This window comes from Sphingomonas sp. Leaf242 (assembly GCF_001422045.1).
GTDB lineage: Bacteria > Pseudomonadota > Alphaproteobacteria > Sphingomonadales > Sphingomonadaceae > Sphingomonas.
The window spans coordinates 116,323-140,669 of the sequence record NZ_LMLW01000010.1 but is presented as its reverse complement, the minus strand read 5'-3'; the positions used below and the strand labels follow the sequence as shown (position 1 = coordinate 140,669).

The 24,347-nt window shown below is 66.6% G+C and carries 24 protein-coding genes and 1 tRNA gene; 8 read left to right on the top strand and 17 right to left on the bottom strand.

Translation table 11 applies throughout. The features are described from left to right. Positions 1-335: 335 nt before the first annotated feature. The 5 genes from ASF09_RS14800 to ASF09_RS14780 form a co-directional block, all read right to left on the bottom strand. On the bottom strand, positions 336-3,317 hold the full coding sequence (locus ASF09_RS14800) for a valine--tRNA ligase (RefSeq protein WP_060526920.1): 2,982 nt from the start codon (positions 3,315-3,317) through the stop codon (positions 336-338). Between the two features lie 54 nt (positions 3,318-3,371). Beyond that, entirely contained in the window at positions 3,372-4,976 is a 1,605-nt protein-coding gene (locus ASF09_RS14795) for a histidine kinase famiy protein (RefSeq protein ID WP_060526919.1), read from the bottom strand. A 154-nt stretch (positions 4,977-5,130) separates the two neighbouring features. Next, positions 5,131-5,691 carry a DUF2497 domain-containing protein gene (locus ASF09_RS14790; protein WP_060527087.1) on the bottom strand — a complete coding sequence of 187 codons (561 nt, stop codon included), beginning with the start codon at positions 5,689-5,691 and terminating at the stop codon, positions 5,131-5,133. 36 nt (positions 5,692-5,727) lie between these two features. Next, positions 5,728-7,254: a TolC family outer membrane protein gene (locus tag ASF09_RS14785; protein WP_060526918.1), complete on the bottom strand. Its 1,527-nt coding sequence runs from the start codon at positions 7,252-7,254 to the stop codon at positions 5,728-5,730. 8 nt (positions 7,255-7,262) lie between these two features. After that, on the bottom strand, positions 7,263-7,892 hold the full coding sequence (locus ASF09_RS14780; RefSeq protein WP_060527086.1) for a protein-L-isoaspartate O-methyltransferase family protein: 630 nt from the start codon (positions 7,890-7,892) through the stop codon (positions 7,263-7,265). Between the two features lie 565 nt (positions 7,893-8,457). Between ASF09_RS14780 and ASF09_RS14775 the strand changes: the two genes are divergently transcribed. Further along, positions 8,458-8,531, top strand: a tRNA-Cys gene (locus ASF09_RS14775). Between the two features lie 461 nt (positions 8,532-8,992). Continuing rightward, positions 8,993-9,991 (top strand): 2-keto-3-deoxygluconate permease, encoded by a 999-nt coding sequence (locus ASF09_RS14770; RefSeq protein ID WP_060526917.1) that lies wholly within the window; start codon positions 8,993-8,995, stop codon positions 9,989-9,991. Positions 9,992-10,090: 99 nt separating this feature from the next. Here the strand turns inward: ASF09_RS14770 and ASF09_RS14765 are convergent, their stop codons facing one another. Then, positions 10,091-10,513 carry a (deoxy)nucleoside triphosphate pyrophosphohydrolase gene (locus ASF09_RS14765; RefSeq protein ID WP_060526916.1) on the bottom strand — a complete coding sequence of 141 codons (423 nt, stop codon included), beginning with the start codon at positions 10,511-10,513 and terminating at the stop codon, positions 10,091-10,093. A gap of 31 nt (positions 10,514-10,544) precedes the next feature. On the opposite strand from ASF09_RS14765, the gene ASF09_RS14760 reads away from it, so the two are divergent. Together ASF09_RS14760 and ASF09_RS14755 are read left to right on the top strand one after the other, a co-directional pair. After that, positions 10,545-10,748: a Flp family type IVb pilin gene (locus ASF09_RS14760; RefSeq protein WP_060526915.1), complete on the top strand. Its 204-nt coding sequence runs from the start codon at positions 10,545-10,547 to the stop codon at positions 10,746-10,748. A gap of 160 nt (positions 10,749-10,908) precedes the next feature. Continuing rightward, positions 10,909-11,082: a Flp family type IVb pilin gene (locus tag ASF09_RS14755; protein ID WP_055879343.1), complete on the top strand. Its 174-nt coding sequence runs from the start codon at positions 10,909-10,911 to the stop codon at positions 11,080-11,082. 101 nt (positions 11,083-11,183) lie between these two features. On the opposite strand, the gene ASF09_RS14750 is transcribed toward ASF09_RS14755, so the two are convergent. Genes ASF09_RS14750 through ASF09_RS21085 form a run of 4 tightly spaced genes read right to left on the bottom strand, consistent with a single transcriptional unit; the run spans position 11,184 to position 15,046 of the window. Next, positions 11,184-12,131 (bottom strand): acetyl-CoA carboxylase carboxyltransferase subunit alpha, encoded by a 948-nt coding sequence (locus ASF09_RS14750; protein ID WP_060526914.1) that lies wholly within the window; start codon positions 12,129-12,131, stop codon positions 11,184-11,186. 53 nt (positions 12,132-12,184) lie between these two features. Next, positions 12,185-13,084, bottom strand: a complete 900-nt coding sequence (locus ASF09_RS14745; protein WP_268795633.1) for a tyrosine-type recombinase/integrase — start codon at positions 13,082-13,084, stop codon at positions 12,185-12,187. After that, the gene (locus ASF09_RS14740) at positions 13,081-14,928 is read right to left on the bottom strand and encodes a hypothetical protein (protein WP_235529841.1); all 1,848 of its coding nucleotides are present in this window, start codon (positions 14,926-14,928) and stop codon (positions 13,081-13,083) included. The genes ASF09_RS14745 and ASF09_RS14740 overlap by 4 nt, the downstream gene beginning before the upstream one ends. Then, positions 14,912-15,046, bottom strand: coding sequence for a hypothetical protein (locus ASF09_RS21085; protein ID WP_258191373.1), 135 nt, complete (start codon positions 15,044-15,046; stop codon positions 14,912-14,914). The genes ASF09_RS14740 and ASF09_RS21085 overlap by 17 nt, the downstream gene beginning before the upstream one ends. A gap of 101 nt (positions 15,047-15,147) precedes the next feature. Here ASF09_RS21085 and ASF09_RS14735 point away from each other — a divergent pair, with 101 nt between their 5' ends. Genes ASF09_RS14735 through ASF09_RS19845 form a run of 3 tightly spaced genes read left to right on the top strand, consistent with a single transcriptional unit; the run spans position 15,148 to position 16,948 of the window. After that, on the top strand, positions 15,148-15,711 hold the full coding sequence (locus ASF09_RS14735; protein ID WP_060526913.1) for a shikimate kinase: 564 nt from the start codon (positions 15,148-15,150) through the stop codon (positions 15,709-15,711). After that, positions 15,708-16,808, top strand: a complete 1,101-nt coding sequence (gene aroB, locus ASF09_RS14730; protein WP_060526912.1) for a 3-dehydroquinate synthase — start codon at positions 15,708-15,710, stop codon at positions 16,806-16,808. Before ASF09_RS14735 ends, aroB begins: the two co-directional genes overlap by 4 nt. Next, entirely contained in the window at positions 16,808-16,948 is a 141-nt protein-coding gene (locus ASF09_RS19845; RefSeq protein ID WP_082444318.1) for a DUF2256 domain-containing protein, read from the top strand. Before aroB ends, ASF09_RS19845 begins: the two co-directional genes overlap by 1 nt. Positions 16,949-17,032: 84 nt before the next feature. Here ASF09_RS19845 and ASF09_RS14725 read toward each other — a convergent pair whose 3' ends face one another. The 7 genes from ASF09_RS14725 to radA all read right to left on the bottom strand — a co-directional run bounded on the left by ASF09_RS14725 (position 17,033) and on the right by radA (position 22,890). Further along, positions 17,033-17,362, bottom strand: coding sequence for a DUF423 domain-containing protein (locus tag ASF09_RS14725; RefSeq protein ID WP_060526911.1), 330 nt, complete (start codon positions 17,360-17,362; stop codon positions 17,033-17,035). Continuing rightward, positions 17,359-19,119, bottom strand: coding sequence for a cation:proton antiporter domain-containing protein (locus ASF09_RS14720; protein WP_060526910.1), 1,761 nt, complete (start codon positions 19,117-19,119; stop codon positions 17,359-17,361). The genes ASF09_RS14725 and ASF09_RS14720 overlap by 4 nt, the downstream gene beginning before the upstream one ends. Beyond that, complete coding sequence (locus tag ASF09_RS14715; RefSeq protein ID WP_060526909.1) at positions 19,119-19,550, bottom strand: iron-sulfur cluster assembly scaffold protein; 432 nt, start codon at positions 19,548-19,550, stop codon at positions 19,119-19,121. The genes ASF09_RS14720 and ASF09_RS14715 overlap by 1 nt, the downstream gene beginning before the upstream one ends. Then, the gene (locus ASF09_RS14710; RefSeq protein ID WP_060526908.1) at positions 19,547-20,113 is read right to left on the bottom strand and encodes a CvpA family protein; all 567 of its coding nucleotides are present in this window, start codon (positions 20,111-20,113) and stop codon (positions 19,547-19,549) included. The genes ASF09_RS14715 and ASF09_RS14710 overlap by 4 nt, the downstream gene beginning before the upstream one ends. A gap of 56 nt (positions 20,114-20,169) precedes the next feature. Further along, complete coding sequence (locus ASF09_RS14705; protein WP_060527083.1) at positions 20,170-20,730, bottom strand: YkgJ family cysteine cluster protein; 561 nt, start codon at positions 20,728-20,730, stop codon at positions 20,170-20,172. Positions 20,731-20,778: 48 nt separating this feature from the next. Then, positions 20,779-21,111, bottom strand: a complete 333-nt coding sequence (locus ASF09_RS14700) for a hypothetical protein (protein ID WP_060526907.1) — start codon at positions 21,109-21,111, stop codon at positions 20,779-20,781. Between the two features lie 408 nt (positions 21,112-21,519). Continuing rightward, positions 21,520-22,890: a DNA repair protein RadA gene (radA, locus tag ASF09_RS14695; protein ID WP_056052850.1), complete on the bottom strand. Its 1,371-nt coding sequence runs from the start codon at positions 22,888-22,890 to the stop codon at positions 21,520-21,522. 115 nt (positions 22,891-23,005) lie between these two features. Between radA and ASF09_RS14690 the strand changes: the two genes are divergently transcribed. Beyond that, positions 23,006-24,157 carry a glycosyltransferase family 4 protein gene (locus ASF09_RS14690; RefSeq protein WP_060526906.1) on the top strand — a complete coding sequence of 384 codons (1,152 nt, stop codon included), beginning with the start codon at positions 23,006-23,008 and terminating at the stop codon, positions 24,155-24,157. Positions 24,158-24,347 lie beyond the last annotated feature (190 nt).

Here is a 24,347-nt window from a genome sequence, read left to right as displayed (position 1 = left end):
CCGGCGAAAGCCGGGGTCCAATCGGGAAGGTCGTAGTAATGGAGCGCTGTCGCAGTCAGCCACGTCACCCAATTGGACCCCGGCCTTCGCCGGGGGGGAGCGGGGGAAACGGCGTTGCTGATTTGAGGGTCGAAGGCTCCCTCGCCTATGCTTGCTGATTCGCCATCCCGGCGGAACCTGGGGGCGGACCTTGGTAGGAGCGACGAGGTCTTCAACCACGCATTCCCCTCCCGCTTGCGGGAGGGGTCAGGGGAGGGCGCGACGTACGTACTGGCGTCCGGCCGCTTGAGGCACGCCCCTCCCCCGACCCCTCCCGCGAGCGGGAGGGGAGCAGGTTAGCCCAAGCGGCCGAGTGCCGCCTGCAACCGGGCAGCTTCGGCGGCCTTGTCGGCGTGGTCGGCCTTGGCTTTTTCCACCGCTTCGGGCTTGGCGCGTTCGACGAAGCTGGCGTTGCCCAGGCGGCCCGACAGCGCGTCGCGCTCCTTCTCCGCCGCCGCGATCGCCTTGGTCAGGCGGGCGCGCTCAGAATCGAGGTCGATGACGCCTTCGAGGGGAAGGACGAACGTCGCTTCGTCCACCACGACCTGCGCCGCGCCGCCGGTAGCTTCGCCGTCGGCATGCGTGACGCGGGCGAGACGCGCGAGCGCCGGGGCCTGGCGCTCCAGTCGCGCCAAGGTCGTCGCGTTCGCATCGCGGACGTGGAGCGGGAGGCGTGCACCCGGCGGCACGTTCAGTTCGTTGCGCGCGGTGCGGATCTCCTGAACCAGGCGGATCAGCCAGTCGACTTCCTTGCTCGCCTCGGGATCGAGCGAGCGCGCGTCCGCCATCGGCCACTGCGCGACGATCAGGTCGTGCTCGCGCGGGTGGGCGGGATCGGCCATTGCATGCCACAGTTCCTCGGTGATGAACGGCATGAACGGGTGGAGCAGGACCAGGATCTGGTCGAGCACCCAGCCCGCGACTTTTCGAGTTTCGTCGGCGTGCACGAGTTCGTGCGTGTAGACGACTTCACCGCGTGCGAGGCGCTGATCGACTTCACTGACTAATGGCTTGATCAGTTCGAGATACCAGTCGCAGAAGCGGCTCCACGCGAACTGGTAGATCGCGTTGGCGGCGCCGTCGAAGCGGTAGTCGGCGAGCGCGAGGTCGACCGTCTGGACGGTCGCGATCGTCTCGGCGATGATCCATTTGTTGACGGCCAGTTGCGCGCGCGGTGCCTCCAGGTTGGTGCTGGCGACGATGCCGTTGGCTTGTGCGAACCGGGCTGCGTTCCACAGCTTGGTGGCGAAGTTGCGATAGCCCTCGACGCGCTTCTCATCCATCTTGATGTCGCGGCCCTGGCTCTCCATCGCGGCCATGAAGAAGCGCAGCGCGTCGGCGCCGTAGGTGTCGATCAGCCCGAGCGGGTTGACGACGTTGCCTTTCGACTTCGACATCTTCGCGCCGTCCGCCGCGCGGACGAGGCCGTGGAGGTAGAGCGTGCGGAACGGCACGTCCTTCATGAAGTGCAGCCCCTGCATCATCATCCGCGCGTTCCAGAAGAACAGGATGTCGAAGCCGGAAATGAGGACGTCGTTCGGGTAGCGCCCGCCTAACTGCTTCTGCTCCCTCTCCCCTGCGGGGAGAGGGTCGGGGTGAGGGGTCGTACCGGGCGCTGCGCTGCTTGGCTGCCCCTCACCCTGGCCCTCTCCCCGCAGGGGAGAGGGAACGGCACCCTCCTCGGGCCAGCCGAGTGTGGCGAAGGGCCAGAGTGCGGAGGAGAACCAGGTGTCGAGGACGTCGCTATCCTGCCAAATTGCAATAGTATCAGTCGTGTCCCGTGAAGCCATCTCCCAGCGAACGACTTCTTCAAAGCTTTCGAACGTTCGAACCTTCTTATTTGGGAATTCGGCATAAGCCGCCTCCGCAAGGACCAGCGCGCCAGCTTTATCGATCGCGACAAACTGTTGAGTATCGCGTTGCTCGTACGAAAACTCATAACTTGAACGACCGCGCTCTATCTTCGGCCCGAACCAAGCGGGGATCCGATGCCCCCACCAGAGCTGGCGCGACACGCACCAGGGCTGGATGTTGTCCATCCAGTTGAAGAACGTCTTCTCCCAGGTCTTGGGCACGATATCGATCGCGCCGGTGCGCACCGCCTCGATCGCCGGCTGGGCGAGCGTCTTCGCGTCGACATACCATTGGTCGGTCAGCCACGGCTCGATCACCACGCCCGAGCGGTCGCCATACGGGGTCTGGATCGTGCGCGGCTCGGCGTCGTGCTCTTCGCCGTCCTTGTCGACATGCGCGATAAGGAAGCCTTCGTCCTTGAGACGCGCGACCACGGCCTTCCGCGCCTCAGCGGTCGTCAGCCCGAGCAGCTCGGCCGGGATCAGCCCGTCGGACACCTGCACGACGCGCGCCTTGGCATCGAGCATGTTGAGCATCGACCCCGCGGCCATCCCTGCCCGCTTGCCGACCTCGAAATCGTTGAAGTCGTGGCCCGGCGTGATCTTCACCGCGCCCGAGCCCAACTCCGGATCGGCATGGTCGTCGGCGATGATCGGGATCAGGCGTCCGGTGATCGGCAGCTTCACCTGCTTGCCGATCAGCGCGGTGTAGCGCGCGTCGGAGGCGTTCACCGCCACCGCCATGTCGGCGAGCATCGTCTCTGGCCGCGTGGTCGCGACCTTGATGAAGCCTGATCCGTCTTCTAGCGGATAGCGAAGGTGCCAGAAGCTGCCCTTGATCTCGCGCGTCTCGACTTCGAGGTCGCTGATCGCGGTGCCGAGGCCCGGATCCCAGTTCACCAGGCGCTTGTCGCGGTAGAGCAGCCCCTGCTTGTGGAGGTCGACGAACACCTTCAGGACGGCCTTCGAGAAGCCCTCGTCCATCGTGAAGCGCTCGTTCGCCCAGTCCATCGAGCAGCCGAGCCGGCGGAGCTGCTGCGTGATCTCGCCGCCGCTCTCTTCCTTCCACGCCCAGACCTTCGCGACGAATTCCTCGCGCGTCATGTCCGTGCGCTTCTGCGGCGGGGTCAGCGCGCCCATCTGGCGCTCGACCACCATCTGCGTCGCGATGCCCGCGTGATCGGTGCCGACCACCCACAATGCATCCTTGCCCTTCAGGCGCGCGTGGCGCGTGAGGATGTCCTGCAGCGTGTTGTCGAGCGCGTGGCCGATGTGCAGCGAGCCCGTGACGTTGGGCGGCGGGTTGACGATCGTCCACGGCTCGGCGTTCGGACGGTCGGGGCGGAACTGGCCGCTCGCCTCCCAATGCGCATACCAGCGCGATTCGATGGAGGCCGGGTCGAAGGTTTTGGGAAGCTCGCTCATGCGCCGAGCCTTAGCGAGCGTGCCCGCGCTAGGCCAGCCTCAGGTACGCCAACCTCAGGTACGGGCCCCCGGCTTGTCCAGCACCTGCCGTATCCGCTCGTTCAGTTCGTTGCGGCGGTACGGCTTGCGGATCAGCTCGAACGACCGGCTGCCCTCGTCGATCGCCTCGTCGGCGAACCCGGTGGTCAACAGCACCGCGGTATGCGGGTAATCGCGCCTGACCGACTGCGCGAGTGCGACGCCGTTCATCCCGCCGGGCATGAGGATATCCGTGAACAGGAGCTTGAAGTCGGAATCGCCAGCCAACGTGTCGAGCGCGCTGCGCGCGCTGTTCACCAGCACGACCTCATAGCCGAGATCCTCGAGAATCGTCCGGCCGAGTTCGCCGACTTCGATCTGATCCTCGACCATCAGCACGCGCTCCGCGCCACCGGTGCGCGGCGCGAGCGGGGCGGCAGGCTTGCGCTCGACCGCACCACTGGCGCGCGGGAAATACAGCGAGAATTCCGCGCCGCCGCCAGCGCCGTTGCGGACGGTCGCCAGGCCGCCGGACTGGCGCATGAAGCCGTACACCATCGCGAGGCCGAGCCCGGCACCCTTGCCCATTTCCTTGGTGGTGTAGAACGGTTCGAACAGCTTGTCGGCGGTCGTCAGGTCGACGCCGGGACCGTCGTCGCAGATGCTGACGACGACATATTCGCCGGGTTCGAGCTTGGCGAGGCTCGCATCCTCGGGCAGCACCGCGTTGCGCGTCGCGATCGTGACCTTGCCCGCGCCGCCGGTGGCATCGCGCGCGTTGGCGATGATGTTGAGCAACGCCATCTCGGCCTGGACCGGATCGACCCGGCAGTTCCACAGATCCTCCGCCAAATCGCGCTTGAGCGTGATGCCGCTACCGACGCTACGTTCGAGGATCACGCGGAAGTCGCCGATCAGCTGGTTGAGGTTCATCAACCGGTCGCGCAATTCCTGTTTCCGCGCGAACGCGAGCAACTGCTGCGTCAGGGTCGCGGCGCGCGTGGCGGAGGTCGAAATCGCGTCGACCGCGCGGCGTGCCGACTTGTCGTCGGGATCGATCCGCGCGTCGAGGATGTCGGCATAGCCCTGGATGACTTGCAACAGGTTGTTGAAATCGTGCGCGATCCCACCGGTCAGCTTGCCGACCGCCTCCATCCGCTGCGCCTCGTGGAGCGCCTCCTCGGCCTCGCGCCGACGTGAGATGTCGAGCTGGCTGGCGAAGAAATATTTGAGTGTGCCGTCCTCGCCGAACACCGGCGAGACGAACAGCGCGTTCCAGAAGGTCGAGCCGTTCTTGCGGTAGTTGAGGATCTCGACCGCCACTTCCTCGCGGTTCGTGATCGCCGCGCGGACTTCGGCGACGGCGGTGCGGTCGGTCTCGGGACCTTGCAGGAAGCGGCAGTTGCGGCCGAGGATCTCGTCCTGCGAATAGCCGCTCATGAACGAGAACGCTTCGTTGCAGAAGATGATCGGGTTGTCGTCGCGGTGCGGGTCGGTGACGACCATCGGCATCCGCGTGGTCTTCACCGCGGCGAAGAAGATATCGCTGTTGGTGTCCGCGGACGAAAAGTCGTTCTGCCCGCCGTGCGACGCAGGAATTGCCGGTTTTTCGGCGGGGCTAACGGTCTCGGTATCAGACATGGATAGTCAAACACCGCATCGCACGGCGTTGTTCCGCATCGATAAAACCAGATCGACCACGTCGCCAACCGCCGCCCGAGGCACCCCGCGGTACGAAGCGCAGACGCGAGCGTCCAGCGGTACGAAAGGCAGACGCGCGCGTCCGCCGCTCGGATCAGGGCTGCTGGTTCATGATCTTGGCGATCTCGCGCGCGACCATGTCTTCGACGAGACCGGGCAGGTTCGCGTCCATCCATTCGCGCAGCATCGGCCGCAGCATTTCGCGGACGAGGCCTTCGAGCGTGCCGTCGCTGTTGGCATCGGGTTTCACCATCATCCGCGTCAACGCTTCGAGCGGCGCACGCGTTGCAGCGGCGGTTTCGCGCGAGACGATCGGGCGATCGGTCGGTGCGGATGCCGCCGCGGGCGCATCGGCCGGCTGCGGCTTCGGCGCGGACTGACGCGACTCGGGGATCGCATCGACGGAAGACAGCACCGGGGACTTCGGGGTGCGGGGCGTACGGTCGACCATCGGCATGGGATCGCTCAGTTCGAGGATTTCGTCGTCGTCAGCATCGGCGCCGCCGTCCAGATAGGCGTCGCGCTCGACCGGCGATGGCATCGGCCGCGACGGACGGCGGTTACGACCGGGCATCGTATCGCCCTCTTCGGCAATGATCCGTTTGATCGACGAGAGAATTTCCTCCATCGACGGCTCCGCACTGATATCCCCCATCCGGACCATCCCAAACCCCGTGGCCGCGCGACGCCCCTATCGGCGGCTCGGCGCGTCCATACCTGTCGTCAATGCCGGGTTCCTGTCAACTGGCGTTGCGAGCAACGGATCGCTTTGCGGCTGGACATGCGCGTCCTGCGCGGGCGATTGCGCGGTGCTGGTCGCGACCGCGGCAGGTTCGCCGTCGCCGCCGAAGTCCCAGATCTTGTGGCTGACCCGCTTGTAATTCGCGACCGGATCGTAGAGCGCGCCGCCGTCGAGACCCAGGTCGCGCGCCTCCGCCTGCCCCATCGCGGCGAGCAACGCGAAGCCCGCGACATACGCATCGCGCCGCGCCGTCACGAGCGTAACCTGGCTGTTGAGCAATTCCTGCTCGGCGTTGAGGATGTCGAGGATCGTCCGCGTCCCGACGCTGTTCTCGGCGCGCACACCTTCGAGGCTCAGCTTGTTCGCGTTGACCGCGGTCTCCGACGACTGGATAACCTGTTCCGACGACCGCCAGACCGCATAGGCCGATCGCGCCTGCGAGATGACGTTGCGCTCGGTCGCGGTCACGTTCTCGATCGCGCGCGAGCTGAGCGCCTCGGCCTGCCGAACCTGTGCCGCGGGACGCCCGCCCTGGAACAGCGGCAGGGTCAGCGACAGCCCGCCCTGCACCGTCTTGTTCGCGTTGGGAAACGCGGCGACGCCGTTGGTCTTGCTGATCGATCCCAGATAGTTGGTGTAGCCGGCACCACCCGTCGCGCTGATCTGCGGCAGGCGAGTCGCGCGCGCCACGCCGATGTCGTAGCGAGTCGCATCGCGCTCCTTGGCGGCGGCGAGCAGCGTCGGATTATTGTCGATCGCGACCGTCACCGCCGATGCCGGGCTGTCGGGCAGATGCGGCAATACCGGCGGCGGCTCGAGCGTGCCGGGCGGCGTGCCGACCAGCTGGATGTAATTTTCCCGGCTGGAGATCAGCTGCGCCTGGGCGGACTGGAGCTGCGCGCGGGCTAGCGCGAGACGGGCCTCGGACTGCGCGACGTCGGTACGCGTCAGGTCGCCGACCTGGAACCGATCCCGGCTGGCCTGCAGATTGACGTCGAGCACGCGGACGTTCTGCGTGTTGAGCCCGACGATCGATTCGTCGCGGATCACGTTCATGTACGCGCTGACGACGTTGGTGAAGAGATCCGCCTCGGTCCCGCGCAGCGTCGCGCGACCACCCTCGACGCGCGTCTTGGCGGCCGCGACCGAATTGCGGACTTGACCGCCGAGATACAGCGGGATCGACACGTTCGCGCGCACCACCGCCTGCCGAGGGGGCGCGATGAAGCTGTTCTGCGCGGTGACCACGAACTCGGTATAGTCGCCGGTCGCATTCACCGACGGCAGTCCGGTCGCGCGCGCGATCGGCACGTTCTCGTCGCTCGCGCGCAGGGCGGCGCGCTGACCGGTGATCGTCGGGTTGGTGTTGTACGCCTTGACCAGTGCCTCGCGCAGCGTTTCGGCGCCAGCCGGTGCAGCGCCGTAAACCAGCGCAACACCCAGAAACAAACGACGAATATGAGCGGTGCGCGGCATGGTCTGCCTCAGAACTTGAAGGATTTGGGCGTATCGAAGCCGGGTAGCGTGACGCATTCGACATCGACGAAGGCCACCAAAGCGAACCCGCCGTCGGTCTTTCGCCCCGCCGCCAACCGGGTCAGCCCGCGCTCGGCGATCCCGGCGACGACACGGCCGTCGGCACGGACCTGCGCGATCAGCGCCTCGGGGACTGATTCGATGGCGCCGTCGACGATCAGCACGTCATAGGGTGCCCCGGCAGCGCTGCCGTCGGTCATCGCCCCCTCGACGAGCTCGACGTTGCCGACCCCGGCCAGCGCCGTGCGTGCGGTCGCGACCAACGCCGGATCGCTCTCCACCGCGACCACCGAGGCGACGATCTCGGACAACACCGCGGCGGTGTAGCCGCTCGCCGCACCGATCAGCAGCACGCGGTCGCTGGCCGTCAGATACGCTTCGGTCAGCAGCCGGCCGGTCGCCATCGGCAGATTGGCATAGCGACCGCCGCCGAGCGGGATCGCGGTGTCGCGGTAGGCTATCGACCGGACGGCGTCGGGCATGAACGTCTCGCGCGGCACCCGCGCCATAGCCGCGACCACGCGCTGGTCGTTGACCGCGTTGGTGCGCAACTGGCTGGCGACCATCGCGTGGCGCATGCCGTCGTATGCCGATGCGGTGGGGCCGGTGTCTGCGCCGCCGATCGGGCGCGTGGCGGGCTGGGCGGTGTCGATGCTCATCGTCGTCATGGCTTATCCTGTCGCACAGCTGTTTTACATGTGCAATACACTAGTTGTCGTGATGACCTGATATCGCGCGCGCCGTGCTACGCCAAGCGCGCGTTTGGTTCAAAACAGGCGGAAGCCCCCGCCCGACGCGACGAAGTGCGGAACAGGACGATGCCGGGAGGGTGACGCCCCGCCCGCCCGTGTGACACCGAGATGCCGCGGGCGGGACGTCGAGGGCGCATGCGGAAGTCCACGGCAACACCTCTGCGGCTCCTCTAGCAAGCAAACCGACCGTCGTCCCGCGCAAATCGCCCTCGCGCCCTGCGGCTCACCGCATCCACTGCCCCGCGACCGTCGTGACCAGACCGCGCATTGAGGAACAGCCGGTCGGTCTGCACGCCCCCGCCACGCCGATCCCGACAATTCGACGCGATCCGCAAACTCCCGGTTGACCCGCCGCGCAAAACGAAGCATTTGCGCCGCCTTCACGCATCGGGGCCCGATGGCGGAGTGGTGACGTAGAGGACTGCAAATCCTCGCACCCGGGTTCGATTCCCGGTCGGGCCTCCAAATTGTATGCCGCTATTTACGGCGACTTAGCGTTGCCTCACCACGCCTCATCACGAATTGCTGACCAATTGTTTGGCTGGAATGTTCGCGATGGGAGGAAAGCGAAAGTGGCGCTTTCGAACACGTCTGCGGCGATAGCGGCCACTGTGCGGCGGGGCCGCCTTTCTCGCAGTGCTGATCGATCACCCTTACTTACTGCCACAGCGGTGGACGTTCGGCTCATGCAGGATTGGCGAGGCCGGTCGAAACGGTCGAGCTTCGCGATAAAGTACCGGTTCGGCCAGATGCGGCCGGGGTGATTGCCCTGTAGAAGCGTGCTCCGTGCTCTGCTCGCCGCCGGAGCAATCTTCTCCCGCGGCGACCCAATGAGGTGCTCCCGACATGACCAGCATTCTCAAGATATTCGAGACTCACGAGCGTCGGGAGATCGAGCCAGCCCGGGCCGCGGTGGCAGTACCCCGATGAATATCAAGGACCGCGTCGACCGCATTCCGGGTGGCATGATGATAGTGCCACTGTTCATTGGCGCATTATGCCGAACGCTTGCCCCTGGCGCGCCGACGTATTTCAGCGGCTTTACCCAAGGGCTCATGACCGGGATCATCCCCATCCTTGCGGTCTGGTTCTTTTGCATCGGCGCATCCGTCCATCTCAGCACGACCACGACAGTGCTCCGCAAATCCGGTTCCCTGTTGCTGACCAAGCTTTTAACGGCTTGGGTAATCGTTGCCATCGCGTCCCGGTACATTCCACCGGACGGTGTTCAGACGGGCTTTTTTGCGGGCATGTCGCTCCTCGCCCTCGTGTGCGCAGTCGATATGACCAATGGCGGACTGTACGCATCGCTGATGCAAAGTTTCGGGAGCAGCGAGGAATCCGGGGCTTTCGTCCTGCTCTCGATCGAGTCCGGTCCGCTGATGAGCATGCTCATACTCGGCGCAACGGGGGTGGCGCATTTCAAAGTGGCGGTATTTGTCGGCGCCATATTGCCATTTGTGGCGGGCTTTGCTCTCGGGAACCTCGATCCGAAGTTACGCGATTTCTTCTCGCCGGGATGCAAGATCTTGATCCCCTTCTTCGCGTTCGCGCTAGGCAATACCATCGATCTGCATACGCTGATGTCACCATTGGCTGCGCTTGGGATCGTTTTCGCGCTTTTCGTAATCGTCGCGACTGGCGTGCCGCTGATCATCGCGGACATTCTGGTTGGCGGAGGCACCGGTACTGCTGGCATCGCAGCATCGTCGACGGCCGGCGCCGCAGTGGCCAATCCTCTGGCAATCGCCGCCGTCGCACCGGAATTCATGCCGGTCGCTAAAGATGCCACGACATTGGTCGCTATCTGCGTGATCATGACATCGATCATAGTGCCGATCATTACCGGGCTTTGGCACAAGCGGTTCGGCCAGGGCAGCAACGCCGCAAAGGGCGTCCAACATTCTCTAGGTCTTCTTCCCTAGACGTCCCCCGGGTCGGTCGGACGCCATACGACGGCAGTGACGTTTGCCCGGCGGTTGCAGCCCGTTCGCCGATGCGGCTGACCGTACCGGACCGCCGAGTCAGATCAGCGCGTCGAGCAGGCCGATCAGCGGACGGTCCGCGGGGGGCATCGCCAGCGCGTGCATCTCGACCGGCCTGACCCAGCGCAACGCGGTCGCCTCGAGCGCACGCGGGACACCGCTCCATTTGCGGGTGACGTACAGCAGCAACAGCAGGTGGCGATCGCCCAGCGGCGCACTGGCGAACGTCGCCGGGGCCAGGCAGGCGTGCGGGACCGCGATCCCGAGTTCCTCCTCGAGTTCGCGAATCAAGGCGGCTTCGGGCGTCTCCCCCGGTTCGACCTTGCCGCCGGGGAATTCCCAGAGGCCGGCGAGCGACTTTCCCTCGGGCCGTTGCTGGAGCAGCACCCGCCCCTCAAAATCGACCAGCGCCGCGGCCACCACGGGTAACAATCGCACGGGAACACTGTCGTCGTTGGTCATTCTTTAATCTCCTACGCCTACACGTGCGAGCATGCGTTTCCTGACGTCCAGATCGAACCGGGTGCCCCGCACCGTCGTTAGCATCGTTCGCGATTCACGCGGCGCGACGGCGATCGAATATGGCCTGATCCTCGGTCTCGTCGTGATCGCGATGATCGTCGGGCTGTCCGCCATGGCGAACTCGACGATCGGCATGTGGAATACCGTCGACACCAAGGTTTCGCAGGCGCGCTGACCCGCGGGGCGCCATCGCGCGCACCCAGTATCGGCACCGCCAAAACTATCGATCGCGGCCTTAAACCTTTCTCAACCAGACACTTGTATCTGTCGATGCGCTGTTCCGGTCCATCCGGCCAGCCGGGTGACACTGAAGCAATCCAACAATGGAGACCGGAATGAAGACGATCCGCAAGTTTTTCAAGAACTCCAAGGGCGCAACCGCAATCGAGTACGGCCTGATCGCCGCGCTGATCGCCGTCGCCGCCATCGCCGCGATGCAGGGCCTGGGCAACAGCCTGAACAAGACGTTCAACAACGTCTCGACCAAGCTGAACACCTCGACCACGTAATCCAGTTACCAGTAGCGTACGAAAAAGGGCGGCGAAACTTCGGTTTCGCCGCCCTTTTTCGTTGCGCTGTTCGGCGCAGTGTCGCCGGCCGAGCGACCGCGTCAGAGGCGGCCCATCTTGAGGAATTTCGCCTGGCGATCCGTGCGGAGATCGGCGGGCGAGAGCGGCGCCAACTCGGCAAGCGCGGACGACACCGCATTGCCGAGCGATTCGATCGCAACCACCGAGTCGCGGTGCGCGCCGCCGAGCGGTTCTGCGACGATCTCGTCGATCACGCCGAACGCCTTGAGGTCCTGCGCGGTGATCCGCATCGCTTCGGCGGCTTCGGGGGCCTTGTCGGAGGTGCGCCACAGGATCGACGCGCAGCCTTCGGGGCTGATCACCGAATAGACCGCATGCTCGAACATCAGCACGCGGTTGCCCGCGGCGAGTGCGACCGCGCCACCCGAACCGCCCTCGCCGACGATCACCGCGACGATCGGCACGCCGGCGTTGAGACACGCTTCGGTCGAGCGAGCGATCGCCTCGGCCTGACCGCGTTCTTCGGCCTGGATGCCGGGGAACGCGCCCGAGGTGTCGACCAGCGTGACGATCGGCAGGCCGAATCGGTTGGCGAGCTCGACCAGGCGGATCGCCTTGCGATAGCCCTCGGGCTTGCCCATGCCGAAATTGTGGCGGAGGCGGCTCGCGGTGTCGTCGCCCTTCTCATGGCCGAGCACCATGATCTTGCGGCCCCGGAACGTCGCGAAGCCGCCGATGATCGCCTGGTCGTCGCCGAATGCGCGGTCGCCCGCGAGCGGCACGAACTCGTCGAACAATGCGGCGACATAATCCTTGAAGTGCGGGCGCTCGGGATGACGCGCGACCTGCGTCTTCTGCCACGGCGTCAGCCGCGCGAAGGTGTCCTTCAGCAGCTTGTCGGACTTGGCTTGCAGACGGGCGATATCGACCGACAGGTCGACGCTGCCTTCGGCGGCGGTGTCGCGGAGTTCGTCGATCCGGCCCTGGAGTTCGGCGATCGGTTTCTCGAAGTCGAGGAAGCTAGGCATGTGCGGCGGTTACGGCGCGGCGCCGTCCGCGTCAACGCGCCGCCCTGTCCGCGTCACCGCGGGGGCAGGTCCGCGAGGGGGTGGCGCGTGTTGACCAGCTCGACCAGCCGACTCGCATCGACATGCGTATAGATTTCCGTTGTCGCGATATCGGCATGGCCGAGCATCGATTGCAGCGCGCGCAGGTCGGCACCGCCGGCGAGCAGGTGCGTCGCGAACGCGTGGCGCAGGACGTGGGGGCTGACACGGTCGGGGGGGATGCCGGCTTCGGCGGCGAGCGCCTTGACGATCTGGTACAGCCGGATGCGCGAGAGGTGCCCCTTGCCCGACGGAAACAACCAGGCGCGATCGGTCGCGACATATGTCCGCCACAGCGCCACGGCGGCGCGCGCACGGTCGGAGATCGGCACCAACCGCTCGCGTCCGCCCTTGCCGCGGAGGATCAGGAACGGGCGATCGGGATGGACGGCGTTGCGCGGCAGGCTGACAAGTTCGGTCGCGCGCAGTCCGGAGCCGTAGAGCAGTTCGAACAGCGCGGACAGGCGCAGGTCGTTGGGGTCGAGCGGATCGCGCGCTATCCGTTCGGCAATCGCCGCGAACAGCTGGTCGACATCGGCATGGCTCAATATCCTGGGCAACGCGCGGACGGTGCCGGGCCGAGGGAGCGCGTTGCCGGGATCGTCGGGACGGTGGCCCTCGTCGGCAAGGAACGCGAAGAAACGCCTGAGCGACGCCGATTTTCGTCCGACGGTCGCGTTCGACAGCGCGGACCATTCGCCCGCGAGCGTCGCCAGCGCATCCGCATCGGCATCGACCAAGCCGCCTTCAAGCTTTTGCGACGCAAGCGACAGGTCGCTGCGATAGGCCGCGACGGTGTTCGCCGCCGCTCCGGCCTCCGCCGTCATCATTTCCAGGAAGCGATCGATCAGCGCGCGATCCCGGCCGTGCGTCACGCCCGCGCGATCGCCTCGGCCGCGATCATCCGCGCTTCGCCATCGAGCCCCACCGCGCGTAGCGCACCGACGATGCGGTAGAGCGCCTCGGGCGGGATGCCCTTCCAGTTCGGCGCCTGCATGCCGATCGCCGAGAGCAGGACGACCGTCCCCGCCTGACCGTCGCGCGCGGCACGATCCAGCGCGCGCGTCCAGGCATTGGCGGCCCCGATCCGCACGCCGAGCGTCTGCGCGGCGCGCTCGATGTCGCTCTGCGAAAGCCGGCCCATCCCGGCAAGCCCCGCGAACAGCATCCGTTGCTTCAGCGCCGAATCACCCGCGCCGCCCGAATAGGAGGCAAGGTCGGCGTAACTCAGCCGGCGATACGCATCGGGATCGCTCAGCACGATCATCGCCCAGGCATCGCTACCGCTCGGCACCGTACCGAGCCAGCGCGCCGCGGTCCGGTCGAGCCCGGCGGTCAGCATCGACGCGACCAGATGATCGGCGTCCGCCTTGCCCGAGGTCGGGTCGATCCGCGCCGCCGCCCGCGCGGTCAGCACCAGCCGCGCATAGGCAGGTTCCGCGTCCTTGCCACCCCACAACTGGCGCAGCGCGGTCAGCCGCGTCTCGGCATTGCGATCGGCGTAGGCGGTCTGGAGATCGTTCGCCGTCGCGCTCGCGCCGCTCTGCGCATCGTCGTCGGTCGCGGTCGCCGCATACAGGTCGACCAGCGCGGAACTGGACAGAACGCCCTGCCCCGCCGCCGCCTCGGCAGGCGCAAGCCGGTCACTCAGCGCGACCGACGGGGAGAGTGCCTGCCAGTATCGCACCTGCGGCCCGGCGCTCGCATAGAGCTCGTCGGGCACCGCGACCCCGGTCGCCATCGCCAGGCCAAACCGCCAGGCGGTCAGCTGATCGACGCCGTCCCATTCGATCGTCACTGCCTGACGCCCTTGCGCGCCGGCACCGACGACCTTCTGCGCCAGCAGCATGTCGACGCCGCTTGCGACATTGCGGCGCTTGGCGGTCGCGATCAGCGGGGTCGCCTGCGCCGGATTGCCCGACAGCCCGGCGCATATCGCCTGCGCCATCGTCCAGCCGCGCGACGGGGCATAGCGCATCGCGCCGGGAACCAGCGGGCAGAACCCGGCAGGATCGCCGGTCGCCAGCGACGCGTTCATCGCGACCTGATACAGCTTCGGCGTGTAGTTGAAGGTATCGACGCTCTGCGTGACCGCGCGTGCGGCGACCGATTCGCCCATCCGCAACAACAGCCAAGCCCGCTCGGCCGCGAAGTCCGCGCCGTTGGTACGGCTCGGCGTATCGACATGCGACACCAGCGCGCGCCGCAGCAGGATCGACATCCACCGCGACGGCAGCGGCGCGGTCAGCCGGCGCATCAGCGTCTCGACATACTGACCATCGGCATCGCCGAACGCATCCGTCTCCAGCCCGCCCTCGCTCGCCGTGACCGGGCCTACCGTCTCGAGCGAACGCCGCGCGGATTCGGGCATCTCGTAGCGCGCGAGCACGCTCGGATCGACCGGCGCGGGCGTGGCGACGGGCGGTGGAACCGGCAGCCCGTCCGGCGTCGTCGATGGCAGCGGCTGGATCATCGCGCTGGAGGGCGAAGGGGGTGTCGATGAGGGGGGTGATGATTGCGTGGGCGTGGTCGGGCGCGTCGGCTGCGGTGCGTTTGCGGGCGCGTTCGGTCGCGACGCGGGGGCCGGCGACGGGGTCGTATCGCCGAAGCCCGGCGGCAGGATCGATTCGGGGCGATCCTGGCCGATCGCAGGTGCCAGCGCGACGAGCGCCCCGACGGCGACGGCCGCCGACAGCGTGGCCTTAAGAGAGGTTCGCAAGCGTCACGGCCTTCTCGACGTGGCTCTGCGGACGCTCGGTCGCGCGCCCTGCCAACAGGAACAGGCCGCCGACCACGACCACAAGAACGACGACGACCGAGACGATGAAACGGGACATGCGACGTAACCTTGTAGTGGACGGGGGTAGTGAACGGGGCAGAAAATCGCGCGCCAAGAGCTTTTGCCCTCGCGCGGAGCCGCTGTATAGCGCGGGCTACGATGTTGCAAAGCCACAACCCTTCAGGCGGGCCCTCGGGCAGTCGCCGCCCTGCCCCGATCGATCGCCCGATCGTGCTCGTCGGGCTGATGGGCGTCGGCAAGACCACCGTCGGCCGCCGCCTAGCGCTGCGCATGAACCTGCCGTTCGTCGATGCCGACCACGAGATCGAGGCCGCGTCGGGGATGACCGTTGCCGAGATCTTCGCGAAATACGGCGAAGAGTATTTCCGTGACGGCGAGCGCCGCGTGATCGCACGGCTGATCGACGGCACGCCGAAGGTCATCGCGACCGGCGGCGGCGCGTTCATCAACGACGACACGCGCGCGCTGATCCTGCGCGATACGGTGTCGGTGTGGCTCAGCGCGCATCCCGACATCTTGGTCGAGCGCGTCGGCCGCCGCGATAGCCGCCCGCTGCTCCGCAACCGCGATGCGGGGAAGGTGCTCACCGAACTGGCGCGCGTGCGTAACCCGATCTACGCGCAGGCGCACATCCATATTGTCAGCAACAAGACGCCGCACGAAGCGACCGTCGCCGCTATCCTGAGAGCGCTTGGCCGATGAAGACCGTTATTGTCGAACTGGGTGCGCGGACATACCCGATCCACATCGAAGCCGGATTGCTTGCGCGGGCAGGCGAGTTCCTTGCACCGCTTGCGAAGGGTCGGCGCGTGGCGATCGTCACCGACGAGAATTTGTCGGTCCACCTCTCGACGTTGCAGGCGTCGCTGACTGCGGCGGGGATCGCGTCGGAAGCGATCGTGCTGGCCCCCGGCGAGGGCAGCAAGAGCTGGGCGACGCTGGAGATGCTGTGCGACCGGCTGCTCGAACTCGGTGTCGAACGCGGCGATCACGTCGTCGCGCTGGGCGGCGGCGTGATGGGGGATCTAGTCGGGTTCGCCTGCTCGATCCTGAAGCGCGGGTGTAAGTTCGTGCAGATCCCGACGTCGCTGCTGGCGCAGGTCGACAGCTCGGTCGGCGGCAAGACCGCGATCAACACGAAAGCCGGGAAGAACCTGATCGGCGCGTTCCACCAGCCGGTGATGGTGCTGATCGATCCTCAGGTGCTCGACACGCTGCCGATCCGGGAACTGCGCGCGGGCTATGCCGAGGTCGTGAAATACGGCCTGATCGACGACTTCGCGTTCTTCGAATGGTGTGAGGCGAATGGCGCCGCGTTGCTGAGCGGCGACATCGGCCTACGTGAGTACGCGATCGCCCACAGCGTTTCGGCGAAGGCGCGGATTGTCGCGGCCGACGAGCATGAGACGAACGGCATCCGGGCGTTGCTCAATCTCGGGCACACGTTCGGGCATGCGCTGGAGGCCGAGACCGGGTTCTCGCAGGCGTTGATCCACGGCGAGGGTGTCGCGGCGGGCTGCTCGCTGGCGTTCGGGTTCTCGGCATCGCAAGGGATTTGCTCGGGTCAGGACGCCGAGCGAGTAGCGGCGCACTGGCGCGACGTCGGGCTGCCGAACGGTCTGGCGGCTGCGAAGATCGCCGCGAGCGGTGCGCGGCTGGTCGATCACATGCGGCACGACAAAAAAATGGCGGCGGGCACTCTCCCTTTCCTGCTCGCGCGCGGGATCGGTCAGACGTATCTCGACAAGACGGTCGACCTCCGGGACGTCGAAGCGTTCCTCGACGCGCAGCCCCGCTGATGCCCAACGGTGTTGCGAAGCAGAATCTGCCGACCAAGGTCTGCCCGGCATGCGAGCGGCCGTTCACGTGGCGGAAGAAGTGGGCGCGCGACTGGGACAGCGTAATCTATTGCTCCGATGCCTGTCGGAAGAAGCGGTAGCACCCGAGAACCAGAAAGAAGTTTGTTCACCCGCGAAGGCGGGTGTCCAGACTGGGCACCCGCCTTCGCGGGTGAACAAGGAGGTCAGGTGCGGGCCGCACTCCAGGCCAGCCACAACCAGCCGCCGATCAGCAACGCTCCGCCAATCGGTGTAATCGCACCAAACCAGCGCGGCGCGCCCAGTGCCATCGCGTACAACGTCAGCGCGAAGATCGCCGCGCCGATCACGAACAGCCACGCCGGCCCGCGCGCCTCCATCCGAATCGCCACCAGCGCCGCGACGACGTGGACGAGCTGGTACTGCGCTCCGGTCTTGAGCCACTCCGCCGCCGAGCCACTCGCGCCGTGCGCCCCGAATGCCCCGGCCGCGACCGCGATCGCGCCCGACAAGGCGGCCAGTATGACGAGTATCATGTCGCGTCGTTCCCCCACGGAAAGCGTTCGGCGGTTTCGGCACGCGCCGCGCGCATGTCGCCCGAATCGATCTGGAGCTGCAACCGCTCCTTGTCACGCGCGCGGTACATGTCCTCCGCACGGTCGATATCCGCGCTCGCGACGCCGAGCCCGTCCATCGCCAGCCGCGCCATCTTGACCGCCGATTCGAGCACCTCGCGGATGACATACTGCGCCGACGTGTTCTTCAGCTTGACCAGCGCGCGGCGGTCGAATGCGCGGACATAGATCGCGGCGTTCGGGAACGCCTCGTGAACGCCCTCGATCGTGTCGGGTTCGAGCTGATCGCCGTCCATGCAGAAGCAGATCAGTTCGGCCTCCGCCGCCCCCGCCTGCCGCAACAGGTCGAGCCGCGTGCCGTCGCCGTAATAGACCTTCGCGCCGAACTCGCCGGCGATGTCGATCATCTCGATATCGGTATCGATCAGCGTCACCGGGATATCCTGAGTCAGCAGCATCTGGCCGACCGTCTGCCCGAACCGGCCATAGCCGACGATGATCGCATTCGAGCCATCGGTCTTGGGCCCGTCGCGCTCCTGATTCTTCGCCAACGGTTCGGTCCGGAAACGCCGGGTGATCCCCATCAGGAACGGCGTGGTCGCCATCGACAGCGTGATGATCGCGCCGAACAGGCTGGCCGCCTGCGGTTCGATCAGCAGCCCCGCCTGTGCCTGCGCGAACAGCACGAAGCCGAACTCGCCACCCTGGCTCAACAACAACCCGAGCGCGAACGCCTGCCGCCACGTCATCTTGAACGCCATGCCGATCAGCATGATGACGCTGGTCTTGGTGGCGATCAGCGCGGCGGCCATCGCCATGACGAACACCGGCCGCTCGGCGATCGCGTTGAGATCGAGTACCATGCCGACTGCGAGGAAGAACAACCCGAGCAGGATCGAGCGGAACGGCTCGACATCGGCTTCCAGTTCATGACGGTAGGGGCTGTCCGCGAGCATCACGCCGGCGATAAACGCGCCGAGCGCGGTCGACAGCCCGAGCCATTCCATGATCGCGGCGCTGGCGATGACGGTGAAGAGGCCGGCGAACACGAACATCTCGCGCTCGCCGAGATTGCCGATCAGGCGGAAGAACGGGCGCAACAGGAAGCGTCCCGCCACAACGAGGCCGACCACCGCGAGCACGGTGTAGATCGCCAGCAGCCACCCGGGAGGCGCATTCGCATCGGCGGGGTTGCGGCTCATCGCGGCGACGATCGTGATCAGCGGGACGATCGAGAGGTCCTGAAACAGCAGGATCGAGAACGCGCGCTCGCCGAACGGGGTGCGCATCCGCCCGGAAGACCGCAGCATCGGCAACACCTGCGCGGTGGACGACAGCGCCAGCGGGAGGCCGAGCGCGAGCGCGGCAGGGAGCGAGAACCTCGCGCCAACCCAGACGATCGCGGTGATCGCGAGCCCGCAGATCGCGACCTGAAGGAGCCCCAATCCGAAGATCTCCTCCTTCATCTTCCACAGCCGCGACGGATTCAGTTCGAGCCCGACGATGAACAGCAGCAGCGTGATGCCGAGTTCGGCGAACCCGAGCTTCGACTCCGCATCGCCGACCAGACCGAGGACGTGCGGCCCGACGACCGCGCCCGCGACCAGATACCCCAGCGTCGCACCGAGCCCGAGCCGCCGGAACAGCAGCACGAACATGAGACCGAACCCGAGCAGCACGACGCCGTCCCGCAGCAGCGACGGCGAAGCCTCCGCCATCAGACCTTCGCCTTTGCAGCGGTATCGGCAGCCTCGGCGGCGGCTTCGAACGCCAGCCGGATCGACGGGTGCCGCGCGGTGTAGTCGAGTGCGGGAGTGAAGATGTCCATCCCCGGCCAATCGGGCGCATCGCCCTCGCGCGCAAGCCATGCGGTCAGCGCATCGCGCGTCGCGGCGAGTTCGGCGGGGGTGCGACCGAGGATGTTCGACGCCAGCAGCGACGAGGAAGCCTGGCCGAGCGCGCAGGCGCGGACCAGCAGGCCGACCTCGCTGACTTTACCCTCATCATCGATCGCGACGTCGATCGTCACGCGGCTACCGCAGATCGGCGAGCGTTTCTCCGCGGTCGCCATCGGCTCCGTCAGGCGTTCGTGGTGCGGGATCGTGGCGGCAAGGCGCAGGATCTCGGCGTTGTAGAGGGGCGCGCTCATGATTTCGGGTCGCTTGCGTTGTCGGATCGGGAAGGCGGCGTGTGGGCGCCGAACACGGGCTGACCGCGGCGACGGCGGTCGACGAAATCGGCGATTCCCGCGCTCGTCGCGTTGAGCAGCGGATAGGTACGCGACCGGGTCATCCATTCGGGGCGGCGCGACGGTCCGCCGCTCATCGTATCGATCACGAGCGTCGCGAGCAGGAAGACGAGGCTGGCGAGGATCAGCCCCTTCAACGCGCCGAACCCGAAGCCGAGCGCACGGTCGACCGGGCCGAGGATCGAGGTCCGCGTCCGCGCGCCGATCGCGTTGGCGACCAGCCGCCCGCCGATATACGTCACGCCGGTGATGATTGCGAAGGCCAGCACGGCTGCCCCTCCGACCGTGCCGATCATCGGCGACAGGGCGGCGGCGAGCGGGATGTGGAACAGCTTCAACATCGCCACCATCGCCACCCAGGCGAACATCGACAGCACTTCGGTCACGAACCCGCGGATCAGCCCGAGCACGGCCGACCCGGCAACGGCGATCAGGACGACGATGTCTAGGGCGGTCAGGTTCATGCAGTCTGGAATAGGGACGCAGGCGGCGAACCGCTAGTGCACGCGGAAACCGAGTCTCAGCGGTTCGCTCCGAAAACAGCGTAGCGATCGCGCCACGCGGCGACTTCGTCCTGCAAATGCGCGGGTGCGGCCTCCCCTGAGAGCACAAAGCGGGCAATTTCGTTGTCGGGATGCATCAGCATTTTCCTCGACCCATCGCTGAACCAGACCGGAACCAGCTGGTCGCACACGCTGTCGAGCACGGTGGCCGCCATGCCGTTCGCGATCGCGTCGCTGCCGGCGAGCACGCGAACGTTGATCGAGACGCCTTCGAGGCAGTTCTGCGGTTCTTTGACAAAATTGAGCGACACGAGGAGCCCGGACCGGTCGGGCCGCGCCGCGTCAGGCAGGCTCGCAACACGTCGCCAGGCGCAGAACCATGTCCGACAGATGCGCGGGCGAACGGCGTGGATGCCGCACCCCTGGCCTGAAAGGTGGATGCACGGCGTTCCCGCGGGTTTGGCGAACTCGGGCGTGTTCACCGTCAGCTCGGTGCAGCACGCGGTGCAATCGCCGCACTCTCGATCGGGCAGGATCGGACCCAGCAACGCGGTTTCCACGTCGGCTTGGGGCTGCATCCGCGTGCGCGCGTCCGTCGGGGTCGGGGTGTCACGCCGATCCACGGTTCAGTTCCCTTCGGCATCCACCGTGAAGACCATCGGCTTGCCGCGCGACATCGGCTCCCATCCCGCGGCCAACGCCGCCCGCACGCCGCGCGCGATCGTCGCGTCGTCGATCTGAAGCCGCCCACGCGGCAGCCCCTTCAACAGGCGTTTCGGCGCGGGGAATTCGAGCAGGGCTTCGCGCTGCGCATCGTCCTGCAACAGCGAGATCGTCATGCCCTTCCAGCCCTCGGCATCCGTGTGTTGCGGCTCGCGCTCCAGGTTCCAGTCGTATCGGATGCCGTCGACCTCGACGGTGCCGGTGTTGCTTTTGGTGTTCGCCATGGCGGCGGCCATAGCATGGCTGTCGCGAGAGGCCATGCGTTCGCCGCTTGTCCGAACCTGCCCGCCACGATGCCGTTGCGTGGTTCGATCGATCAGTGCCTGATGATCGCAGTCAGTGCACCACCCCGGCGGAGGCCGGGGCCCAATTGGGTAAGGCTGCTGGCGACCGCTGCGCTTCGTTACCACGACCTCTCCAATTGGGCCCCGGCCTCCGCCGGGGTGGTGCCTCTCTGGCATGGGTAACGAACACGTTAGGAAAGCGCGGTAAATGGCTCTAAAACGGCGCCTATCGCGAACGGATATAGCGGGCGGACACTAACGCGCGCTCTCACGCAGTAACGACCCACGAGCTTGTTCTCCCGCGAAGGCGGGAGCCCAGTCTGGGTCCTCGCCTTCGCGGGGAAACAAGGTTTTGGGCGCCTACCCCCGCCCCATCATGTGATCCACGAACGACGCCAGCGTCTTGAAGCCCGACAGCTTCATGCCACTCTTCTCCCCGGTCATCGACGCCGGCACCAATGCGCGTTCGAAGCCAAGCTTGCTCGCCTCCTTCAGCCGCAACGGCCCGTGCGCGACCGGGCGGATCTCGCCCGACAGTGCGACTTCGCCGAACGCCACCGCATCGACCGGCACCGGGCGTTCCGACATCGCCGAGATCAGCGCCGCCGCCACTGCTAGGTCCGCGGCGGGATCCTGCACGCGGTAGCCCCCGGCGATATTCAAATACACTTCGGCGTTCGAGAAACTCAGCCCGCACCGCGCTTCCAGCACCGCGAGGATCATCGCGAGACGCCCCGAATCCCAGCCGACCACTGCACGCCGAGGCGTCGCGCCCGACGCGAGCCTTACCGTCAACGCCTGGATCTCCACCAGCACCGGCCTTGTCCCCTCCAGCGCCGGAAACACCGTCGCCCCCGTCATCGCGTCGTCACGGTGCGTCAGGAACAGCGACGACGGATTGCCGACCTCCGCCAGCCCCTCGGTCTGCATCGAGAACACGCCGATCTCGTCGGTCCCGCCGAACCGGTTCTTGATCGCGCGAAGGATACGATACTGGTGGCTGCGCTCGCCTTCGAACGATAGCACCGTGTCGACCATATGCTCCAGCACGCGCGGACCGGCGATCGAGCCGTCCTTCGTCACGTGCCCGACCAGCACCACGGCAGTGCCGCGCTCCTTGGCGAAGCGGATCAACTCCTGCGCCGACGCACGGACCTGGCTGACGGTGCCGGGCGCGCCTTCGATCAGGTCGGAGTGCATGGTCTGGATCGAATCGATCACCAGCATCGCCGGCGGCTTGGTCTGCAACGTCGTCAGGATATCGCGCGTCGAGGTCGCCGCCGCCAGTTGCACCGGCGCGTTGCCGAGACCCAGCCGGCGCGCGCGCAGACGTACCTGATCCGCCGCCTCCTCGCCCGAAACATACGCGACCGACTGCCCCGCCAGCGCCATCTTCGCCGCCGCCTGAAGCAGGAGCGTCGACTTGCCGATCCCCGGATCGCCACCGATCAGCGTCGCCGAGCCCTCGACGAAGCCGCCGCCCAGCGCACGATCGAGTTCGGCGATCCCGGTCGCCATCCGATCGGGCAGCTTGATCTCGGCATCGAGCCCGACGAGCTGGATCGCCCGCCCGCCGGTCTGCAGATTGTGCTTAGAATGAAACGGCGTCGCGGCGGTGTTCGCCTCCTCGACCAGCGTGTTCCACTCGTTGCAATCGGCGCACTGCCCCGCCCATCGGTGCGACACCGATCCGCAAGCCTGACATACATAACGCTTCTGGGGTTTCGCCATACGCGGCATGTACGAGAACGATACGGGAACATCAATGGGCGCCGACTTGAACCGTGGCGACGCTACCGTGCGGATTTAGTGGCGCTTCACCGCACCCGGCGTTATCCGCGCGGCGATGGACGCCACCGACCTGCGTATTGCCCTGTTCAGCGGCAATTATAATTATGTTCGCGACGGCGCCAACCAGGCGCTGAACCTGCTCGTCGGCCATTTGCTGTCGCAGGGCGCAAAAGTCCGCATTTACTCGCCGACCAACGCCAAGCCTGCCTTCCCGCCGACCGGCGATCTGGTCGCGGTCCCGTCGCTGCCACTGCCGGCCGGGCGCGGCGAGTACAAGATGGCGCGCGGGCTACCCGCCGCGATCCGCCGCGATCTGGACGCGTTCGCGCCGAACCTGATCCACGTCTCCGCGCCCGATTTCCTCGGCCACCGCGCGATCGCCTATGGCCATCGCCACGGTCTCGCCACGGTCGCGTCGTTTCACACCCGGTTCGAGACGTATTTCCGCTATTACAAGATGGCGTTCTTCGAACCCGTCATGATCAGGATCCTGACGCGGTTCTACAACCGCGTCGACGAAGTGCTGGTGCCGGGGCGCGGCATGGCCGAGATCGTCCGCGAGTGGGGCGTGACGACGCCGACCGCGATCTGGTCGCGCGGGGTCAACCACGATCGCTTCACGCCGACCCGCCGCGATCTCACCTGGCGGCGCGCGCTCGGGATCGCCGACGGGGAGGTCGCGGTCGGGTTTCTCGGCCGGCTCGTGAAGGAAAAGGGCCTCGACGTTTTCGCCGACGTGATCCGCACGCTCGAGACGCGCGGCATAGCGCACAAGGTGCTGGTGATCGGTGAAGGTCCGGCGCGCAACTGGTTCGCCGAGCGCGTTCCCGGCGCGGTGTTCGCAGGATTCCAGTCGGGCGACGATCTCGGCCGCGCGGTCGCGTCGATGGACGTGTTCTTCAACCCGAGCGTCACCGAGACGTTCGGCAACGTAACGCTGGAGGCGATGGCTTCGGGCGTACCCGTCGTGGCAGCCCGGGCCTCGGGCGCGGTCGGCCTGGTCGACGACGGCGTGACCGGCTTCCTCGTGCCGCCGAGCGACATCGCGGGCTACGCCGACGCGATCGGCCGGATCGTCACCGAACCGGGCCTGCGCGAGACGATGGGTTGGGCCGGCCACGACAAGGCCGCGGGCTATCTGTGGGATACGATCAACCAGGCCGTGCTGGATACGTACCTTCAGGTGATGGCCCGGCGGGGGGCGTAGGTCGCTCAGACCCGGACGCTCAGGATTGCGATCCGGACTCCCGAGAACGGTGGTTCGTTCAGCACGATCAGCGAAATGAATGTCCCGCTATGTGGTCCAGATCGAGATCGGGCATGGTTTAGCCGGCACCTCCAGCCACAGGTCAGATAGCGACAGCAATCTGGTTGGTATCATGTGGTCGCAGGTAGTT

Bases quoted from the DNA above. Each gene is read 5' to 3' on its own strand.
- ASF09_RS14705 (WP_060527083.1), bottom strand. From the start codon at position 20,730: ATGCAGCCCCAAGCCGACGTGGAAACCGCGTTGCTGGGTCCGATCCTG.
- ASF09_RS14755 (WP_055879343.1), top strand. From the start codon at position 10,909: ATGAAGACGATCCGCAAGTTTTTCAAGAACTCCAAGGGCGCAACCGCA.
- ASF09_RS21085 (WP_258191373.1), bottom strand. From the start codon at position 15,046: ATGTCCCGTTTCATCGTCTCGGTCGTCGTCGTTCTTGTGGTCGTGGTC.
- ASF09_RS14690 (WP_060526906.1), top strand. From the start codon at position 23,006: ATGGACGCCACCGACCTGCGTATTGCCCTGTTCAGCGGCAATTATAAT.
- ASF09_RS14795 (WP_060526919.1), bottom strand. From the start codon at position 4,976: ATGTCTGATACCGAGACCGTTAGCCCCGCCGAAAAACCGGCAATTCCT.
- ASF09_RS14760 (WP_060526915.1), top strand. From the start codon at position 10,545: ATGCGTTTCCTGACGTCCAGATCGAACCGGGTGCCCCGCACCGTCGTT.
- radA (WP_056052850.1), bottom strand. From the start codon at position 22,890: ATGGCGAAACCCCAGAAGCGTTATGTATGTCAGGCTTGCGGATCGGTG.
- ASF09_RS14765 (WP_060526916.1), bottom strand. From the start codon at position 10,513: ATGACCAACGACGACAGTGTTCCCGTGCGATTGTTACCCGTGGTGGCC.
- ASF09_RS14800 (WP_060526920.1), bottom strand. From the start codon at position 3,317: ATGAGCGAGCTTCCCAAAACCTTCGACCCGGCCTCCATCGAATCGCGC.
- ASF09_RS14750 (WP_060526914.1), bottom strand. From the start codon at position 12,131: ATGCCTAGCTTCCTCGACTTCGAGAAACCGATCGCCGAACTCCAGGGC.
- ASF09_RS19845 (WP_082444318.1), top strand. From the start codon at position 16,808: ATGCCCAACGGTGTTGCGAAGCAGAATCTGCCGACCAAGGTCTGCCCG.
- ASF09_RS14700 (WP_060526907.1), bottom strand. From the start codon at position 21,111: ATGGCCGCCGCCATGGCGAACACCAAAAGCAACACCGGCACCGTCGAG.
- ASF09_RS14770 (WP_060526917.1), top strand. From the start codon at position 8,993: ATGAATATCAAGGACCGCGTCGACCGCATTCCGGGTGGCATGATGATA.
- ASF09_RS14715 (WP_060526909.1), bottom strand. From the start codon at position 19,550: ATGAGCGCGCCCCTCTACAACGCCGAGATCCTGCGCCTTGCCGCCACG.
- ASF09_RS14790 (WP_060527087.1), bottom strand. From the start codon at position 5,691: ATGGGGGATATCAGTGCGGAGCCGTCGATGGAGGAAATTCTCTCGTCG.
- ASF09_RS14720 (WP_060526910.1), bottom strand. From the start codon at position 19,119: ATGGCGGAGGCTTCGCCGTCGCTGCTGCGGGACGGCGTCGTGCTGCTC.
- aroB (WP_060526912.1), top strand. From the start codon at position 15,708: ATGAAGACCGTTATTGTCGAACTGGGTGCGCGGACATACCCGATCCAC.
- ASF09_RS14735 (WP_060526913.1), top strand. From the start codon at position 15,148: ATGTTGCAAAGCCACAACCCTTCAGGCGGGCCCTCGGGCAGTCGCCGC.
- ASF09_RS14780 (WP_060527086.1), bottom strand. From the start codon at position 7,892: ATGCGCCACGCGATGGTCGCCAGCCAGTTGCGCACCAACGCGGTCAAC.
- ASF09_RS14785 (WP_060526918.1), bottom strand. From the start codon at position 7,254: ATGCCGCGCACCGCTCATATTCGTCGTTTGTTTCTGGGTGTTGCGCTG.
- ASF09_RS14725 (WP_060526911.1), bottom strand. From the start codon at position 17,362: ATGATACTCGTCATACTGGCCGCCTTGTCGGGCGCGATCGCGGTCGCG.
- ASF09_RS14710 (WP_060526908.1), bottom strand. From the start codon at position 20,113: ATGAACCTGACCGCCCTAGACATCGTCGTCCTGATCGCCGTTGCCGGG.